This window comes from Variovorax sp. KBS0712, from assembly GCF_006323185.2.
GTDB lineage: Bacteria > Pseudomonadota > Gammaproteobacteria > Burkholderiales > Burkholderiaceae_C > Variovorax > Variovorax boronicumulans.
Genome location: NZ_VCCD02000002.1, coordinates 1,302,560 through 1,320,284, shown reverse-complemented (window position 1 = coordinate 1,320,284; position 17,725 = coordinate 1,302,560). Strand labels below are relative to the sequence as shown.

Annotated in this window: 14 protein-coding genes and 3 pseudogenes; 15 read left to right on the top strand and 2 right to left on the bottom strand. The window is 61.7% G+C overall.

Annotated features, from left to right (window positions below; translation table 11 throughout):
- Position 1: 1 nt before the first annotated feature.
- The 3 genes from hydA to FFI97_RS23115 are packed head-to-tail and all read left to right on the top strand — an operon-like array spanning position 2 to position 2,930.
- On the top strand, positions 2 to 1,516 hold the full coding sequence (hydA, locus tag FFI97_RS23125; RefSeq protein WP_260685119.1) for a dihydropyrimidinase: 1,515 nt from the start codon (positions 2 to 4) through the stop codon (positions 1,514 to 1,516).
- On the top strand, positions 1,513 to 2,190 hold the full coding sequence (locus tag FFI97_RS23120) for an aspartate/glutamate racemase family protein (RefSeq protein ID WP_139704992.1): 678 nt from the start codon (positions 1,513 to 1,515) through the stop codon (positions 2,188 to 2,190). Before hydA ends, FFI97_RS23120 begins: the two co-directional genes overlap by 4 nt.
- The gene (locus FFI97_RS23115; RefSeq protein ID WP_260685118.1) at positions 2,187 to 2,930 is read left to right on the top strand and encodes an aspartate/glutamate racemase family protein; all 744 of its coding nucleotides are present in this window, start codon (positions 2,187 to 2,189) and stop codon (positions 2,928 to 2,930) included. Before FFI97_RS23120 ends, FFI97_RS23115 begins: the two co-directional genes overlap by 4 nt.
- 94 nt (positions 2,931 to 3,024) lie before the next feature.
- Here FFI97_RS23115 and FFI97_RS23110 read toward each other — a convergent pair.
- Positions 3,025 to 3,282, bottom strand: a pseudogene (locus tag FFI97_RS23110) (helix-turn-helix domain-containing protein); the annotation flags it as partial.
- Between the two features lie 837 nt (positions 3,283 to 4,119).
- On the opposite strand from FFI97_RS23110, the gene FFI97_RS23105 reads away from it, so the two are divergent.
- From FFI97_RS23105 to FFI97_RS23065, 9 genes and pseudogenes are all read left to right on the top strand, one after another.
- On the top strand, positions 4,120 to 5,358 hold the full coding sequence (locus FFI97_RS23105; RefSeq protein ID WP_185993694.1) for a UbiD family decarboxylase: 1,239 nt from the start codon (positions 4,120 to 4,122) through the stop codon (positions 5,356 to 5,358).
- Positions 5,355 to 5,954 carry a UbiX family flavin prenyltransferase gene (locus FFI97_RS23100; protein WP_139704988.1) on the top strand — a complete coding sequence of 200 codons (600 nt, stop codon included), beginning with the start codon at positions 5,355 to 5,357 and terminating at the stop codon, positions 5,952 to 5,954. Before FFI97_RS23105 ends, FFI97_RS23100 begins: the two co-directional genes overlap by 4 nt.
- 248 nt (positions 5,955 to 6,202) lie before the next feature.
- Complete coding sequence (locus tag FFI97_RS23095; RefSeq protein WP_139704986.1) at positions 6,203 to 6,784, top strand: TetR/AcrR family transcriptional regulator; 582 nt, start codon at positions 6,203 to 6,205, stop codon at positions 6,782 to 6,784.
- Positions 6,785 to 6,897: 113 nt separating this feature from the next.
- Positions 6,898 to 7,761 (top strand): NAD(P)-dependent oxidoreductase, encoded by an 864-nt coding sequence (locus FFI97_RS23090; protein ID WP_139704984.1) that lies wholly within the window; start codon positions 6,898 to 6,900, stop codon positions 7,759 to 7,761.
- A 21-nt stretch (positions 7,762 to 7,782) separates the two neighbouring features.
- Positions 7,783 to 9,006 (top strand): MFS transporter, encoded by a 1,224-nt coding sequence (locus FFI97_RS23085; protein ID WP_139704982.1) that lies wholly within the window; start codon positions 7,783 to 7,785, stop codon positions 9,004 to 9,006.
- 413 nt (positions 9,007 to 9,419) lie between these two features.
- Positions 9,420 to 9,650: a hypothetical protein gene (locus tag FFI97_RS23080; RefSeq protein ID WP_139704981.1), complete on the top strand. Its 231-nt coding sequence runs from the start codon at positions 9,420 to 9,422 to the stop codon at positions 9,648 to 9,650.
- A gap of 449 nt (positions 9,651 to 10,099) precedes the next feature.
- Positions 10,100 to 10,183: pseudogene (locus tag FFI97_RS23075) on the top strand (SEC-C metal-binding domain-containing protein); the annotation flags it as partial.
- Between the two features lie 81 nt (positions 10,184 to 10,264).
- Entirely contained in the window at positions 10,265 to 11,725 is a 1,461-nt protein-coding gene (locus FFI97_RS23070) for a restriction endonuclease (RefSeq protein WP_185993693.1), read from the top strand.
- A gap of 447 nt (positions 11,726 to 12,172) precedes the next feature.
- Positions 12,173 to 12,613 carry a hypothetical protein gene (locus FFI97_RS23065; RefSeq protein WP_139704979.1) on the top strand — a complete coding sequence of 147 codons (441 nt, stop codon included), beginning with the start codon at positions 12,173 to 12,175 and terminating at the stop codon, positions 12,611 to 12,613.
- A 202-nt stretch (positions 12,614 to 12,815) separates the two neighbouring features.
- On the opposite strand, the gene FFI97_RS23060 is transcribed toward FFI97_RS23065, so the two are convergent.
- Positions 12,816 to 13,700, bottom strand: coding sequence for a JmjC domain-containing protein (locus tag FFI97_RS23060; RefSeq protein WP_255221068.1), 885 nt, complete (start codon positions 13,698 to 13,700; stop codon positions 12,816 to 12,818).
- A 285-nt stretch (positions 13,701 to 13,985) separates the two neighbouring features.
- Between FFI97_RS23060 and FFI97_RS34095 the strand changes: the two are divergent.
- The 3 genes and pseudogenes from FFI97_RS34095 to FFI97_RS23050 all read left to right on the top strand — a co-directional run.
- Positions 13,986 to 14,128 (top strand): annotated as a pseudogene (locus FFI97_RS34095) (IS701 family transposase); the annotation flags it as partial.
- Positions 14,129 to 14,969: 841 nt separating this feature from the next.
- Positions 14,970 to 15,320, top strand: a complete 351-nt coding sequence (locus FFI97_RS23055; protein WP_139704978.1) for an H-NS family nucleoid-associated regulatory protein — start codon at positions 14,970 to 14,972, stop codon at positions 15,318 to 15,320.
- Positions 15,321 to 15,909: 589 nt separating this feature from the next.
- Positions 15,910 to 17,448 carry an IS3 family transposase gene (locus tag FFI97_RS23050; RefSeq protein ID WP_139704977.1) on the top strand — a complete coding sequence of 513 codons (1,539 nt, stop codon included), beginning with the start codon at positions 15,910 to 15,912 and terminating at the stop codon, positions 17,446 to 17,448.
- Positions 17,449 to 17,725: the final 277 nt, after the last annotated feature.

Genomic DNA, 17,725 nt, shown 5'->3' with positions numbered 1-17,725 from the left:
CATGATGCTGCCTTCATCTTCGGACCTGCACGGCAATGAGCGTTTCGACCTGACCATCCGGGGCGGGCGCATCGTCACCGACGGCCGCGTCGTCGAGGGTGACCTTGGCGTGCGCAATGGCTGCATTGCGGCCATCGGGGGCTCGCTGCCTCCGGGCAAGCGCGACATCGACGCCACCGGCCGCTGGGTGCTGCCCGGTGGTATCGACAGCCACTGCCACGTGGAGCAGCGCTCGGGCATGGGCATGATGTGCGCGGACGACTTCTACTCGGCCACGGTGTCGGCGGCCTTCGGCGGCACCACCACCATCGTTCCCTTTGCCGCGCAGCATCGCGGCATGTCCATTCCCGAGGTGCTGGCCGACTACAGCCAGCGCGCGGCCGAGAAGGCCGTGATCGACTACGGCTTCCACCTGATCCTGGCCAACCCCGACGAGCAGGCGCTGGGCGTCGACCTGCCCCAGGCCATTCGCGACGGCATCAACTCCATCAAGGTCTACATGACCTACGACAAGATGAAGCTGGACGACTACCAGTTGCTGGACGTGATGGCGCTGGCACGCCAGGAGCAGGCGCTGGTGATGATCCATGCCGAGAGCAACGACATGATCCGCTGGATCGCCCAGCGACTCATCGAACGCAAACTCACCGCGCCCAAGTACCACAGCGTGGCCCACGACCCGCTGGCCGAGACCGAGGCTGCCTACCGCGCCATCGCACTGGCGCAGCTGGTGGACACGCCGGTGCTGCTGGTGCACGTGGCCGGGCGCGACACCATCGAGGTGATCCGCCAGGCGCGTCAGCTCGGCGCCAACGTGCTGGCCGAAAGCTGCCCGCAATACATGTTCCTCAAGGCCGAGGACATGGACCGACCGGGCCTGGAAGGCTCGATGTTCTGCTGCTCACCGCCGGCGCGCGACGAGGCATCGCAGGAAGCGGTGTGGCAGGGCCTGATCGACGGCACGCTCTCCACCTACTCGTCGGACCACGCACCCTATCGCTTCGACGAGAGCGGCAAGCTGCCCAATGGCGATGCCACCACCTTCAAGGAAATGGCCAACGGCGTGCCGGGCATCGAGCTGCGCCTGCCCCTGCTGTTCAGCGAAGGGTTTCTCAAGGGCCGCATGGACATCCACCAGTTCGTCGCGCTGGCCAGCACCAACCATGCGCAGCTGTACGGCATGTCGCCGCGCAAGGGCGCGATCGTGCTGGGCGCAGATGCGGACATCGCGATCTGGAACGCGGAGCGCGAAACCACCGTCACCGCCTCCATGCTGCACGACAACACCGGCTACACGCCCTACGAAGGCCGCACTATCCGCGGCTGGCCCGAGGTCGTGATCAGCCGGGGCCGCGTGGTGGTTGAAAACGACCAGCTGCAGGTCGAGCGCGGCAGCGGCCAGTTCCTGCGCCGCGGCGCGCCAGCGCTGCAGGGGCACCTGCCGCAACGCGCCGTCGAGCGACCACAAGGCCGCGTGCTCAAGGCGCTGATCGGCCTGGACAAGGAGGGGCAATGAGCACCGCCGCCGCGCGCATCCCGCTAGTACGGGTGCTCAACCCGAACAGCAGCCGCTCGGTCACCGACAGCGTGGCGCGCGCTATGCGCGCCACGGTGCACGAGTCGGTGTGCCACTTCGACTGCCACACCAGCGCCGAAGGCCCGCCCGGCATCGTGACGCAAGACGACTATGCGCTGGCCACCCAACTGGTGGTGGCCGACTTCGCCCAGCACGAGGCGCAGGCCGATGCCTTCGTGGTTGCGTGCTTCAGCGACCCTGGCGCGGCCGGCTCGCGCGGCGCCACGGCCAAGCCCGTCATCGGCCTGGGCGAGGCCGGCCTGCGCGATGCCATCGAGCAAGGCAACAGGGTGGGCGTGATCGCGATCGCCGGCGCAGCCATTGCCCGTCACCTGCGCCATTGGGACGCACTGGGCCTGCGGGCCAACGTGGTCAACGAGCGTCCGCTCGATCTGCCGGTGCACCTGTCGGGCGTGGCGGAGCACGCCCTCGCCCGCATGGTGAACGTTGCGCGCCAGCTGGTCGACGAGGACGGTGCCAACGCGCTGCTGATGGGTTGTGCCGGCATGGCCGACCTGCGCGCGCCGTTGGAGGCGGAAGTCGGCGTTCCAGTAGTGGACCCGTGCCAGGCCGCGGCCCGTGCGGCGGCCCGCCTCATGAGGAGCGCGCTGTGACGGCGCCCGTTGCCGACGCGCCGGCTAGGCGCCTGGGCGTGTTGGGCGGCATGGGGCCGCTGGCCGGCGCCGCGTTCGCGCTGCGCGTGGTGCAGCTCACGCCGGCCCAGCGGGACCAGGAACACATTCCCGTGATGCTGTACAACGACCCGAGCGTGCCCGACCGCTCTTCGGCCTACATGGCCGGCGGCCCCAGTCCGCTGCCGGCCATGCTTCGCGGCATCGGCACGCTCATCGCCGCCGGCGCCGACTGCATTGCCACTCCGTGCAATACGGCACACCTCTGGTTCGACGATATGCAGGCCGCCAGCAGCAAGCCAATGCTACACATCGTCGACGCGGTGATCGAGGATCTGCAGCGGCGCGGCGTGCGCGGCGGCCCGATCGGCATTCTGGGAACCCCGGCCACAATCGCGCTGGGCCTCTATCAGAAGGGCCTGCGCAGAGCCGGCTTCGACGTGGTCGAGCCCATCGAGGAGGAGGTGGCGCAGTTCTGCGTGCCCGCCATCGCTGCTGTCAAGGCCAACCGACCTGAGGACGGCTTCGCGCCCTGCGCCGACGGCATCCGGCGACTGGCCGCCCGGGGGGCGCAGGCCGTGGTGCTGGGTTGCACCGAGCTGCCCCTGGCCATGCCGACGGCGCGGCGCGCCGAGTTCGACGTACTGCTGTCGGATTCCATCGACGCGCTGGCACTGCAAGCCATCCGCCACGTGCGTAGAGAGCAGGCGCTCGCCGCCTGACCCTGGCCCGCGGCAAGAGACGCTGAGTAGCAGGCATGGCCGTTTCTCGCCGCTCACCTCCAAGCGATGACACGATGACTGTTTAGCTCGATGTGTGGATCTGCCGCAGATTGCGCCGCTGTTTGCGCGATTTGGTTGCCTCGATCGCGAGCCAGGTCGCGAGCTTCTCGGCATAGGGATCGAGCTTGCTTGAACTCGCCCGCTTGGCGTAGCGCGGCTCTTCATCGCCGGCTCGCAGGTACTTCTTTACGGTGTTGCGAGACAGGCCTGTACGCCTGGCTATCTCGCGAATGGACATCTGCTCACGCAGGGCCCAGCGTCTGATGACACTCAATGTCGCCACGTCTATCACTCCTAGGATCCCCTGCTCTAAAAATCAGCAGGGTAGGGTTTTACGTGGGTCAGTCTTAGACGGAAATTACTGCGTTAAGAGGGTCATTTTTCGGTGGAAATCAACAGCCTCAGTCACGGTTGTTAGTAATTAAACCAAAATACCATTCGAGAAAATCTTCCACGTATCTCGATGCCTTTCATTAGGTCGATTGCAAATTGAAAGTCGTTGGATAGCCGGGATGTCTCAATCCCGAGAACTCGAGCGCACTCTTCAACTCATGGAGGAAAAGCCAGCCAGGATATGCATACTGTGGAGCTGATATCCATTCCCCGATGTAGTCCAATGCATGACTCCGCTTCGACTCAAGGCATTCATTAGCCAGCTCCCGTGAAATCGTCGCAGTGCCCCAACCATCGGCATCCTCGACAGTATCCACAATGACCCGTCCATAGTGCGCCACCGCCATTGATGAAGCCGGGTCCGGGAAACCTCTTGCGGGGATAAAGCAGGGTTTCTCCCACATCCCTGCCAACGCAATGAACGTCTCAGTGTCACGTGGGGGGAAAAGAACGCAATCCCGCTCGGACTAGAGAACGAGCCGGAATCAGACGACTCAACGACCAGTTTGATATCTAGACCCATTCAATTCCCCCTGCGTGTTATGTCTGATGTCCTAGGCAATCAAGCCGCTTGCGGCAGAGATGGTCGCTTACACATTAGTCGAAGCTGGGCCAGCTACGGCGACCGCCAGCTATTGGCCGACTGTAGCCGGATAGGTTGTCGACTCAAGGGGACCAGAGCGGCAGTAAATATTGCCCCCACGCAGGCAACCAAAAGCCCGCCTGGCTGGACCAGTTGGCCACCGGTCCCGCGGTGCAGTTCGATGCCGTGAAGGGCCACGCGCTGCGTGCCGTCGGCAACCTGCTCAACTCGCGCGAGCGCATCGCCGCAGGGCTTGGCCTGCCCACCGGGGCGCTGCAGCAGCGCACCATCAACGCGATTGCCCAGGGCCTGCAGCCCCGTCGGGTGGCCACCGGTCCCTGCCAGGAGATCGGGGTGGATGCGCCCGACCTAGTGCGCGAACTGCCTGCACCGCATTTCTTCCCTCAGGAAACGGGGGCCTACATCACGGCCGGCGTGATCGTGGCGCTGGACCGTGTCACGGGCCGCGGCAACGCCTCCTATGCGCGCCTGAAGCTGCTGGGCGGCGACCGGGCCATGGTGGGCATCGCTCCCAACCACCACCTGGCCGTGCTGGCGCGCGCCGCGCATGCGCGTGGCGACAAACTCGAGATCGCCGTCACGATCGGCAACCACCCCGCCGTGCTCATTGCCGCCACGCTGTACCTGCGGCTGGGCGACGATGAACTCGAGACCGCGGGCGCATTGCTGGGCGAGGCGCTCGAGACGGTGCGTTGCCAGACCGTGTCGCTCGATGTGCCGGCGCACTGCGAGATCGTGCTCGAGGGCACCCTGGACCTCGACGAGCAGCACGAGGAGCAATTGGTTTCCGAGTACCACGGCATATACGAGCCCTACGGCAGCGGACCGGTCGCCCGCTTCACGCGCCTCACCCGCCGCAGCGACGCCCTGTTCCAGGTCATCCAGCCGGGCTACTACCCCGAGCACACCTTGATCGGCGGCGTGGCGATCGCCGCGGGTCTGGCGCAGACCCTGCGCGCGGCTGCGGTGCCGGTGCGCGAGGTCGCTGTCGGACACGGCGGCTGCGGCCGGCTCGACGCGGTCGTGAGCCTGGGCGCGCACCGGCCGGGAGAGCCGCGCAAGGCGATGTTTGCGATCTGGGGCCACGTGAACCTCATCAAGAACATCACGGTGGTCGACGAGGATGTCGACCCGTGGGATGCCGCTCAGGTGGCGTGGGCGGTTGCCAAGCGCATGCGCGCCGATCGCGACCTGCTGATAGTCCCCGGGGCACGCACCGACCGGTCGGAACCCATCAAGCAGGATGGGGTGATCGCGAAGATGGGCATGGACGCCACGAGGCGGCAGGCCGACCGCCCCGACTGGACGCGCGCCTTGCCGCCGCCCGAGGTGATGCAGCGCGTCGCCGCGCGCCGGGAGGCACTGGAATGAATACAGCGGCCCCGGCGCGTCGGCGCCGGATCGTGATCGGCATCAGCGGCGCTTCCGGCGTTGTCTTTGGCATCCGCCTGCTCGAGATACTGCGCGACTGCGGCGTCGAAACCCACCTGGTGATGAGCCGCTCCGCGCAACTCACGCTGGCGTACGAAACCGATCTCAAGACCGCCGACATCAAGGCGCTGGCCGATGTCTGGCACGCCAACAGCGACGTCGGCGCGTCCATCTCCAGCGGCTCCTTCCGTGTCGACGGGATGATCGTGTTTCCCTGCTCGGTCAAGACCCTGTCGGAGATCGCGACGGGTTGCACGGGCACGCTGCTGGCGCGCGCGGCGGACGTCATGCTCAAGGAGCGGCGCCGGCTGGTCCTCATGGTGCGCGAGACACCCCTGCACATCGGCCACATCCGCAGCATGGCGGCCGTGACCGAGGCAGGCGCGATCATCTGCCCGCCCGTGCCGGCGTTCTATACCCGGCCGCAGTCGCTTGACGACGTCGTGAGTCACACGGTCGGACGAGTGCTTGACCTGTTCGACATCGATTTCGGCGGAACGCATCGCTGGCGTGAGGCTGATACGGCATCTCCTTGATGCACATGCGCCGCAGGCCGCACACCGTTCCTACCCAAGGAGAGCGCACCGGCCCATCGCCTCTGTCCTTTACCACGGTGTATCGACAGAGAGGTCCGTCCTCGGCTGGCGCAACGCTCTTTTCGACTTTCCAGCCTGTTCGTTCGGTCACCGGGTACGCAGCCAAGTTCCGATCCAATTGTTCTTGACTGTTCAGAAAGCTACAACGTACATTTACAGGAACGATCATTCTATTTAAATGAATTTCCATGCGCACTAAGGAGTTCGAGCCCGACGAGATTGCCGATGCCGCCATGAATGTGTTCTGGCAGAGAGGCTATGCTGCGACCTCGATACAGGATCTGGTCGAGGGCACCGGGCTGTCGCGTAGCAGCCTCTACAGCACTTTCGAGAACAAGCAGGGGCTCTATCAGAAGGCTCTGCAACGCTACGAGGCTGTGACGACGGCCAATGTGGAATTGCTGGCTGGCCCTGGTTCACCCAAGGATCTGATCCGACAACTGTTGATGCGCATCGTGGCGGACGAGTTGGGTGATCCGCAGCAGCGGGGCTGTCTCGTTGCCAATGCCACACTGGAGTTGGCAGCCCATGACGAAGCGGTTGCCGCGCTGGTCGCGCACAACTTCCAGCGTCTGCAGAAAGCGTTGGAAAAGCTTCTCCAACGTGGACTGCAATCGGGTGAGCTTGCCATCGGCAAGAGTCCGCGTGCGATGGCCCGCTTCTTCGTCAACACCATGCAGGGGCTGCGGGTTCTGAGCAAAGGCAGCCCAACACAACAGCGTCGCCAGTGCCTGCTGGATGTGATCGACGTGGCGCTCGGTACGCTTTAGTCCCCGCCCGCCATCCTGGCGCATCGTGCGCCAGATGCCGGGCTCATTTTTTTCTCCAAATTGGAACGATCGTTCCTTTAAGAGATTTTCATCCACCATCAAAAGGAGTTTCCATGAGCACTGACAACAAGACCACTATCGCCGTCCTCGGCACCGGCCTGATCGGCGCCCCAGTTGCGCGCAATCTCCACAAGCGAGGTTTCATGGTGCGTGCCTGGAATCGCACCGCCGCAAAAGCACAAGCCTTGGCGAGTGACGGCATCCAGGTATTCAACAGCCCGGCCGATGCGGTGCATGGCGCCAACATCATCGTGACCGTGCTCAAGGACGGTCCCAGCGTCCAGCAGGCCATACAGGCAGCGGCACCCGCCTTGAGCAAGGGAACCGTCTGGCTGCAACTGAGCACGGTCGGCATCGAGGGCATCGATGCCTTGGCAGCATTGGCGGAACAACATGGCTTGGTCCTCTATGACGCTCCGGTGCAGGGCACTCGCCAGCCGGCCGAATTGGCGCAACTGGTCATCCTGGCATCCGGTCCGCTCGAGCAACGCGCAGCCGTGCAACCTGTCTTCGATGCCATCGGCAAGCGCACGCTGTGGGTGTCGGAGCAAACAGGCGCCAGCAGCCGCCTGAAGCTAGCGCTCAACAACTGGGCCTTTGCACTAACCCATGGCCTGGCCGAGAGCCTGGTGCTGGCCAAGGGGCTGGGTGTCGATCCGGCGTTGGTACTGGATGTGGTCACGGGTGGACCGATGGACAGCGGCTACTTCCAAGCTAAGGTCGCGGCCATCTTGGCCGAGAACTACACCGCCAGCTTCTCCATCGCCAATGCGGTGAAGGACGCTCGATTGGTGGTCGATGCGGCCGTCCAGGCGGGGTTGCAGGTAGATGCAGCTCAGGCTGGCCTCCGGCGCTTCGAGCGCGCGTTTGAAGCCGGACACGGCGACAAGGACATGGCAGCGTCTTATCTGGCCTGACGTTCAGGGGTACGAGAGCGTATGAGAACCCGAGAAAACGAAGAATCCGCAGCGGCAGCACTTGCAGCAATCGCCAAGAGACTTCCCATCGGGAAGCTGCTGGCATTCACGATGGCTGGCTTCCTCGCCATCATGACCGAGACCATGCCGGCCGGCTTGCTGCCACAGATCGGCCAGGGGCTGGGCGTATCCCAGGCCCTGGCGGGCCAGTTAGTCACGCTCTATGCCCTGGGGTCGGTGCTGGCGGCGATCCCGGTCATTGCCGTCACGCGCAGTTGGAACCGCCGGCCACTTTTCCTGCTGGCCATCGGCGGCCTGCTCGCGTTCAACACCATCACGGCCTTGTCCACTCACTACGGGTTGACCTTGGTCGCGCGCTTCGTCGCGGGCATGGCGGCCGGCGTGGTCTGGGGGCTGCTCGCCGGCTATGCCCGGCGCATGGTGCCCTCACACCTGCAGGGTCGCGCGCTGGCGGTGGCCGGGGTTGGTCAGCCCATCGCCCTGTCCATCGGCGTACCGTTGGGAACCTGGCTGGGCACCTTGTTCGACTGGCGCGGCGTGTTCTGGATCATGTCGGCGCTGTCGCTGCTGCTGTTCATCTGGGTGCGGCTGGCGATGCCGGATTTCGTGGGGCAGTCGGCCAGGCAGCGCATGCCGATTCGGCGCATCTTCCTGATGCCCGGTATCCGCTCGATACTGCTGGCACTTTTCGCCTGGATACTGGCGCACAACATTCTCTACACCTACATCGCGCCGTTCCTCGTGTCGGTGGGGCTGGGGCAGCGGGTGGATGCCGTGCTGCTGCTGTTCGGGGTGGCTTCCATCGCAGGGATCTGGATCACCGGCCTGATGGTGGATCGCTGGCTGCGCACGCTCACTCTCCTGAGCCTGACGGTGTTCACCGTGGCGGCACTGGTGCTGGGTTGTTCAGGCGGCTCAACACTGGTCGTGCTGCTGGGCGTCGCGACCTGGGGGTTGACCTTCGGCGGTGCGCCGACCTTGCTGCAGACCGCACTGGCAGATACCGCGGGTGATGGTGCCGACGTGGCGCAATCCATGCTGGTGTCGATCTTCAATCTCGCCGTAGCCGGTGGCGGTGTCGCAGGCGGTGTACTACTCGAACGTCTGGGACCAGCGTCGTTCCCCCGGACGATGGCAGTGTTGGCACTGCTGGGTCTGGCAGTGGTCTGGTCCGCCAGTGGGCATGGTTTCCGGCCAGGTCGTCGCATTCCGGCGGCGTCTTGATCGAATGGACTTTGTCACTGTCTGCCCGGTGTGGTCCATGAGGTCAGAAGAATTTGACACTGGCCGCTTACGCCGCGCACAAGCGCATGCCAAGTGCTGTCGAGGGTGGCGAGTCACAAGACGGCGGGTATCGTTTCACGGGACTCCTGCATAGACTTCACCCTGGCTTCACTTGCGCCACGCACACTGGCTCTCGACAGCGGTTCGGCGCTGGTAGAGGTAAGGGGAAGAAGGAAATTGCTCAGGGAGATGCCTCGATGCCGACCGCTGTCACTCTTCAATGGCCGCTTGGCCAAGGCAGGCGTGGATGAAAGCGGAATGATGCGGAGGCACCGTGTTGAGTGCTGGCTTGCGCGCGACATCGCGTGCACGGTCGGGGTAAGAAAGATAAGCAGCAGCGGCAGAATCTACTTATGACCACAAAGCAAGAATGGACCGACGAGGCATTAAGTGCGATGGCGATTGAGTGGCGCAGGAAGGCGCTCGCGGGAGAGCTTCACGCTCGCGGGATAGCCTACGAACTCGAAACTGAATTGAGAAGGCGTGCCGGCGCGCCTTTCACCAACTATGGCACCCTCGATATGCGGCCGCTTGAGATGAGGGCCGCGCGATCTCGTTGGTGGCGATTCTGGCAGGCACGCTGATGATCATTCACTTGCACCGTGCAACCCGAAGTCGAACGCCGCGGACCTGACCGACGGTAATCAAAGTCACGGAAATTCCCAGTTATCGGCTCTTGAACGCGCAGCAAGTGGTGGAAGCGTGCTGGGCGCAAGCCGGCAGCTCGTCCTTGCGAGCGGCAGCTATGCAGCGATTGCTGCCGTTCGAGTTCAACCTGCGAATGGCCGCTGAAGGCGGGAAGCTGAGGTGCAGCAAAGCAACCAGTTGGGTGTGCAGATCGCCTCAAGCCTCACGACCACTTCCGGTCAGCCGCACATAGCTGATCTGCTGTGACAGACTAAGCCCCAGTGCTGAACCGCTGCCGGTTGTTTCACCCCTAAGGCATGATGTGAATCTATCTGCCGCGCCGCGAGCAGGCTCCTAACTCGCCGCGTGCGTGCATGCGTCGCATGGCGCGGCGTGATGCTTTCTAGGAGCGCTTATGCCGAAGGTTGGGCGAAACGATCCGTGCCCCTGCGGCAGCGGGAAGAAATACAAACGGTGCCACGGCGCACTGGGTAGCCTAGATCGCCTTCAGGCGGCCATGACGATAGTGCCGCAACTCCGAGCCAGGCACGAGGCAAACGAGCACCAGCGCATGATTCAGCAAGGTCTTGGGAGGCCCATCGTTGCCACCAGGACTGACAGCGGACACCAAGTGGTCGCCGTGCGCAATCGCATTCTTGCATCCACGAAGTGGAAAACCTTTCACGATTTTCTGGTGGACTACCTGAGGGACGCGCTTGGGTCAGAGTGGGGCAACGCCGAACTGAAAAGGCCGATGGACGAGCGCCATCCCATCCTAGTTTGGTATCACCTCCTGTGCGACCAGCAACGGCAGTTCATTAAGGAGCCAGGCACAGTTGCCACGGCATCGGCCACAGGGGCTTTCGCCGCCTACCTGCACTTGGCGTATGACCTGTATGCCCTCGACCACAATGCCGAACTTCAAAGCAAGCTGATCCAGCGCCTTCGCAGCAAGCAGATGTTTCCCGGGGCGCGGTACGAAGTGCGGGTCGCAGCACTGCTCGCTCGTGCCGGCTTTACGCTTGAATTTGAGAACGAAGACGACCGCACATCGTCGCATTGCGAGTTCGTTGCAACCTACGCCAGCACGGGTAGGCGCTTCTCGGTGGAAGCAAAGAGGTCCGAGAGCGGGCGCGTGCAACGTCAACTCGTTCGGGCGCTTCGCAAGTCAGCTGACCATCCGCGTATCGTCTTCATTGACCTCAATGCCCCAGATCCCTCGACTGAAGAAGCCATACCGCTCTATGCGCAGCGCGGATTTGAGCTTCTTCGTCGCTTCGAGGAGTTCGATCCAGAAGCTCAACGCCTCCCGCCGGCCTACGTATTCCTCACCAACACGCCCTGGGAGCACCATCTGAATGAAACGAAATGGCGTTGCATCACATTGGGCGATAGTTTGCATATCGAAGAGTTTAAGAACGACCACCAGTACCATTCATTGCGCGCCGCGATTGAAGCGAGGCGCACGCATCTCGAGATGCACGCCCTCCTTCGCTCGATGCGTCAACATTCAACGATTCCCGCAACCTTCGACGGCGACATACCAGACTTCGCTTTTTCGACGGTCGAACGCAGTTTGATGATCGGAAGCAGATTGCTCGTACCGGGTCCTGACGGTGAAGAAGTTGAGGGCGTTCTGACATCCGGCGTGGTGGTAGAGCAAGAAATGTCGGCCACATGTGCTGTCCAGTTGGACGACGGGCGCTCGTTCATCGTGAGCTGCCCTCTGTCCGATGCAGAAATGGCTGCGTGGCGTCAACATCCTGAGACCTTCTTTGGCGAAGTCTCCCGTGAAGGCAAGTGCGACACGGCCCTTGACCTCTACGATTTCTTGATGGCGACGTATACGAAAACACCTAAGGCCAAGCTGCTGGAGTTCATGGCTGGTGCGCCCGACATCGCCCGGTTGCGCGAGCTTGACCATGGTGATCTGGCAAGCATCTACTGTGAACGCGTGGCAGCTGCCGCATTCGCCCAGTCTGGGATGAAGGCAACGCCGCTTTTGCAACCACGCCGAAGACGTGGTTCCTGAATCCACGGAAGCTCTCAGAAGCGACACCATTCTTGCAACGCCACTTCGCCCTCGATCGGTTGTGCATCCATGGATGACAGTCGCCAGCGAATCGGCATTTCTGTCTCGCGCACCTTGAGCCAAGATCCCCTCTCGACTACGGTCCTCACTTGATACACAACGCCCAGGTTCACCTCGGCTAGTCTTCAAAGCCCTGCCGCAACGTCTGCTTTGGGCGCGTCAGCTGATGTTCCACAGAGCGCCGCGGATGACCGAGATCAGTCTGAAGCAGTTATACCCGACGGCTGCCATGCAGCGATTGCCGACGTCCCTCGGCCTCGCGCGAATGGGTACTATCGGCCAGGACCGGTCACTTGGCGTCGGAGCCAGACACCCTCGGAAGCGGTCTAGTCATCTAAATCCGCGTTACGCCGCTCAGTGGCAGCATAGAAACATAGGAGGAATGCAATGGGATTACTTTCCGACTTCTTCGTCGCAAATGAAGGAGAAGCCGCGCGCTACGCGGACCGGATGAGCGAAGATGACCAGGGCAAGGCCATTGCATTGCAATTGCGCCTGGCTGAGTACAAAGGCTTCACCGACCTTGAAGTAGGCACTTTGTGGGCAATCCTAGAAGGGAAGGAATGGGATGCTGACCTGCACGAGTTGGAAAGTGACGAGGGCGGCGATGAAGGGGACTCCTGGCTCTTCCGGTTCCCAGATCGGCTAGTCCAACTTCTTGCTCACGTCGAACACTCGGCGCTTGATGCTGCACTCCCCCGATGGGCCGACACCGAGGAGCTTCAAGTGGATGTGGCGGAACTGCGACCTGTGGTGCTGGATCTTCAAAGACTCGCTAAACAGGCGATTGCTGAACAGAAGTCGCTGTATCTATGGGGTAGCTTATGAACGCCTCTCGGATCATCTGACCGACGACGACTTTGCGGGGTATTGAACTTCGGCTTTGTACCGATGGAGCCTCAGATACGTTGACGGCATCCGGCCAGAACCAGTCCTTCGTCACCGAGCTCTGATTCACCGCACAGCGGACGTTCGCAGCGCCGTCGCAAGACGCTGGATGGTATTTGGCCCGCTCCTGCAGGCCCGTTCTTCAGTAGGAGCCCGGAGGCGGAATGTGCTTCAAGCGTCGGGTCGTGGTCAGGCTGATGAATCGGGCGCGCGCGACACCGAGCCGCGCGCGCCCGGCGCCGACCACGCCGCCAACGGTCGATTTGACTGCGTCCGCGGTCGGCGACTCTCCCGGGTACGAGGGTGACAGGCCGCACTTTCGCATCAGCCGGTTCACCTGATGAATGCGGGCCACCTCGCGCGTGACTGCGGTGTAGAAGGTCACCCCGATCGAGATCGACAGGCGATTGCCAGCGGTGGTTCGGTCAACCAAGGATCTCGTCATGTGGGGCGAGGTGCTCGGGAAGTACACGGCATCCCCCGGGTGTGCATCGAACTCCTGTCCGCGCGGCAGGAAGGATTCATCGAAGCGCACTTTCTTGAGCGACTGCGTGACGATGAAGTCCTCCACGGCATCGGCCGGCACGATGCTGCGATCACGGTGATCCCATACGTTGAGGAGCTTGTGCCCATGCAACTGCAGCCAGAAGTTGTTCTCGCGATCGATGTGAAAGGGCGTGACGGAAGGCGGGGCAGAGAAGAAGACGAATCCATTCACCCTGAAGATGTTCGGTTGCTCGCGCTCCACGAGGGAGCGCATGGAGTTCACCACCAGCATCAGGAGCGCTTGATAGCGGGGGATGACCTCGATGTTGTAGAAGGCAACCGACGAACCCGGCTCTTCCATGCGTTGGAAGAATTCCTCGATGCTGCGCCCGTCGGGATGCCGGTTGTCGTGCGCGAGCGAGGACGAGACCGTTCTGTCCGGACTCATGAACCTGCATTGGTCCGTCTTCGAGAGTTCAATCCCGAGCTTCACAAGTTCGGGCACTTGAAACAACGGGTGCTCGTGAAAGTTGTGGTGCATCGGCGTGATCCTCTGGGTAGAGAAGTTCCCGGGATCGTCCATCCACACACGGTATGTCGTTTCCGAGGTCCCGACAGAACTCATGCTGGTTGCGTGCATCGCACCCTCCAGATCGCTTTCGGACTCCCGCCCCCTTGAATGGGGTCGGGGTGAAGTCCGGGGGCAAAAGCAGTACTTTCAGGATCGATATTGGGGTGAAATTCTGAATACTTCCTGACTACAGAGCGACGTCTCCTTGAGACCAGCCTCAGCGAAGGACGTTGGGGTCTTTGTGCTGGAGGATCAGTGAGTGCAGTCGAGCGGCTCGATCTCCATCTTGGGCACCTGAGCGAAGGTCTTGGGGGCGCACGGACCGGTGCGCGGGCCTTCGTGGTTACTGCACGGGTCTGATGCTCCCCCTGTCGAGCAGGACCGTGGCGCCCATGTCCTGCGAGTGCCGCACACCTGACCGCGGACGTTGCGCCTACTGCATTTCGCCGTCTGAACGACCTGGCTCAGAACCTTCTCCAAAACAGCGAGCGTGATGCAGCCGTGGAGGTGAGACCATCTTCGTATTGACTGCCCAGGGGAGGGTAAGGCAAGCTCAACCGAGGGGGCGTTCGCGGAGAAGATGAAGGGGAAAAATGTTGTCTGCTATTCGCTCATTGGGTGTGCGCGTCTCTTTGTGGTCGCGCGAGACTTTCGACATGCTGGTGGCACTCGCCTTTGTCGGCGCGTGGCTCGTGCTCTGGTTCGGCGAGTAGGCGAGGCGTCCTGTGACATGCCAACGTCACAGCCCCTTGACCGATGGTTCCACGATCAGCCCCGAATCTCTGCCTAGTAATCGCACCTCGGCTGGATCGCCAGGGCTGGTGTTGCCGTCAAACCGCTTTGGGGCCCATTTCGGCCGCTCCGTTTAAGTGACCGCTTTTGGGAAGGCTTGGTGTCTGCCATGGGCCCTTTGCAGTCACCGGAGGCACTCGATCACCGAATCGTGGTGAGAGGGGCTGTCGATGTTTCATGACCCTTCTCCAGCCGGATAGGCAGCCGGGCCAGTTACGAAGTCGGACGCCTCCCAAGGTGTCCTTTTTCTCTCTGAGGAGGGGCATTCGTATGCGGCTAGCGAAGTCATGCTTACGCAGCGCAGAGGTTCGCCCTTGCTTGTGAGGATCGTTCTATCGCACAAGGAGAGCCATGAGTGCAAAAGTTCTCCGCGAGTATGGAAGAATACCGACATAAGCAGCAGGTCCTCAGGGTTTAAGCTCGAGCCCTTCTCAATTGAAAGCTCCTATGGCAAAGACATTTCTCCAGGTTCAGAATCAGATTGCGCAATTGCAACGTGAGGCCGAACAGCTGCGTAAGAAAGAAGCGGACGGTGTGCTCAGTCGCATCAAGGAGGCGATCGCTGTGTATGGCTTCAGTGCCGCGGACCTGGGGTTTGGAAAGACGGATGGCCGCGTATCTGTGCCAAAGAACAGTGTAAAAAATAGGGCCGTCAAGACCAAAAAATCAAGCGAACTTCGTGCGCCGAAGTTCAGAGATGAGCAGGGCAACACGTGGAGTGGCCGTGGTCCTCGTCCCGCCTGGTTCAAAGCTGCCCTGGAAGGCGGAAAGTCAACCGACGAGTTGCTAGCCAAGTAGTATTGGCTCCAGTCGGTACTGCCACGGCACTTCAGCGAAGGTGGTAAGAGGAGTTTTGACGATCTGCTGCGGCTGGGCCAGTGGCGGAGTTTTGTTGGGCCAGATCAACTACGTTTCTTGACTGCGGTGTAGCGCAAGCTAGTTCGGGAGCGGCCAATCTACAGTAGTGCTGGGAGGCTCCCGGCCTTGCGGCCAGATGACAGCCCATTCCAGTTGGTAATGCATAGATTCGCAATACCAACGGCGGCCATTGGATAACTTACGGTGGTGCGAATCTGATGCATCCTGTAGGGATGCGCGGCGCATCCCTTGCGAGTACCTGATCACGGTGCGCAAGGGCCAGAATGAAGTCTGGATCACGGGATATTGATCGACATAGTGCGACTTCTCATTTGATGCGCACGCCGGTCAATTTCACCAAGGCGCCAGCCGCCTCGTAGTCTACCCTCACCATTCGATTGAGCTCGCCCGCCGTCATGGTGCCGGGCGCTATGCCCAAGTGCAGGAGTCGGTCTTGCACTGTTGGATTCCGCCGATCGCTGGCCCTGGGGGGGCGGCGGAAATCTTGGACTACCTTTGGAGGTAGTTCATGTATTCCTACGAAGATCGGATTCGAGCCGTTGAGCTCTACATCAAGCTCGGCAAACGCGTCAGACCCACTATCCGTCAGCTGGGCTACCCAACAAAGAATTCTCTGAAGGGCTGGTACAACGAATACCAGCAGAAGCTCGACTTGCCAGCGGGCTATGCGGGCCGGCGACCCAAGTTCTCGCAGGAGCAAAAAGCGGCAGCTATCGAGCACTACCTCACTCACGACCGCTGCATCGCAGCCACCATGAGGGCACTGAACTACCCCAGCAGAGGGACACCGACCGCCTGGGTTCGCGAGGCCCTCCCTGAGGCCAGAGGGGCCGTCGTTGGCAGTGTGGGCCGACGAAGGTATTCCGGGAAGCTGATGCAAGCGGGAGTCATGGAGCTTTGCACGCGTGAGGAAAGTGCGCAGGCTGTAGCCGACAAGTTCGGCGTGTGCCGACCAACGCTGTACAACTGGAAGAACCAACTTCTGGGACGTGAGGCACCCGCATCCATGAAACGCACCAATCCATCTCCGCCGTCGCAAGAGCGCGACGAGCTCGAGCGCCAAGTTGAGTCGCCGCGCCGCGAAGTCAGGCAACTGCGCCTCGAGCAGGACCTCTTGAGCAAGGCCAACGAACTGTTAAAAAAAGGCCTGGGCGTGGACCTGCAGCTCCTGTCCAACCGGGAGAAGACGCTGCTGATTGACACCCTCAGGGAGCACTATGGCCTGCCAGAGCTCCTTGCACAGTTGGATCTTGCGCGTAGTTCGTACTTCTACCATCGGGCTCGTGCAGCGGTGGGCGACAAGTACCTGGAGGTGCTGCAATCCATCACCAACATCTTTGAGTCGAACCACCGCTGCTATGGCTACCGCAGGCTGCAAGCTTCGCTCACCAGGCAGGACGTCGCGATCTCCGAGAAGGTCGTGCAGCGGTTGATGAAGCAGGAATGCCTGGTTGTTCCAAAGCCGAGGAAGCGCAGGTATGCGTCGTATCTAGGCGAGATCAGTCCAGCGCCTGAGAACCTCATCAACCGCGACTTCCAGGCCGCGGTCCCCAACGAGAAATGGCTCACGGACATCACGGAGTTCCAGATCCCGGCTGGCAAGGTGTACCTCTCGCCCATCATCGACTGCTTCGATGGAATGGTCGTCATCTGGACCATTGGGACCAGTCCGGACGCTGAGTTGGTCAACACGATGCTGGATGCAGCCATCGAGACAGTGGCCGAAACGACTGACCGGCCTGTGGTTCACTCCGATCGAGGCGGCCACGACCGCTGGCCAGGTTGGCTATCAAGAATGAACGACGCGAACTTCACCCGCTCGATGTCTCGCAAGGCATGCTCACCTGACAACACAGCTTGCGAAGGCTTCTTCGGTCGGCTGAAGAACGAGCTGTTCTATCCTCGGGACTGGAAGAGCGCCACCATTGAGCAATTCATCGCGGCGGTCGACTCGTACATCCGCTGGTACAACGAGAAGCGGATCAAGATCTCTCTTGGCTCTCTCTGCCCTATCGAATACCGGGTGAGCCTTGAGCTTGCGGCATAAAACCAGTCCAAGTTTTTATCGGCACCCCCTTTGCTTCCAATGACTATTTTTCGATGCCTCATCACATTGAATGATGGGACGTCGACCGAGGAATTTCAATGAACCTGCGTCATCTCGAGGTCTTCCATGCCGTCATGCAGGCTGGCTCCGTGACCAGTGCGGCCTTGCAGGCACGTGCGGTTGTTAAGCCATCGTCGTCTCTGATCCTTGCTATTTGACATCCGCGGGTATGCACCAGTACTTTCGCGTCGAGAGCTTCAGCTGGACCAAAAAACTG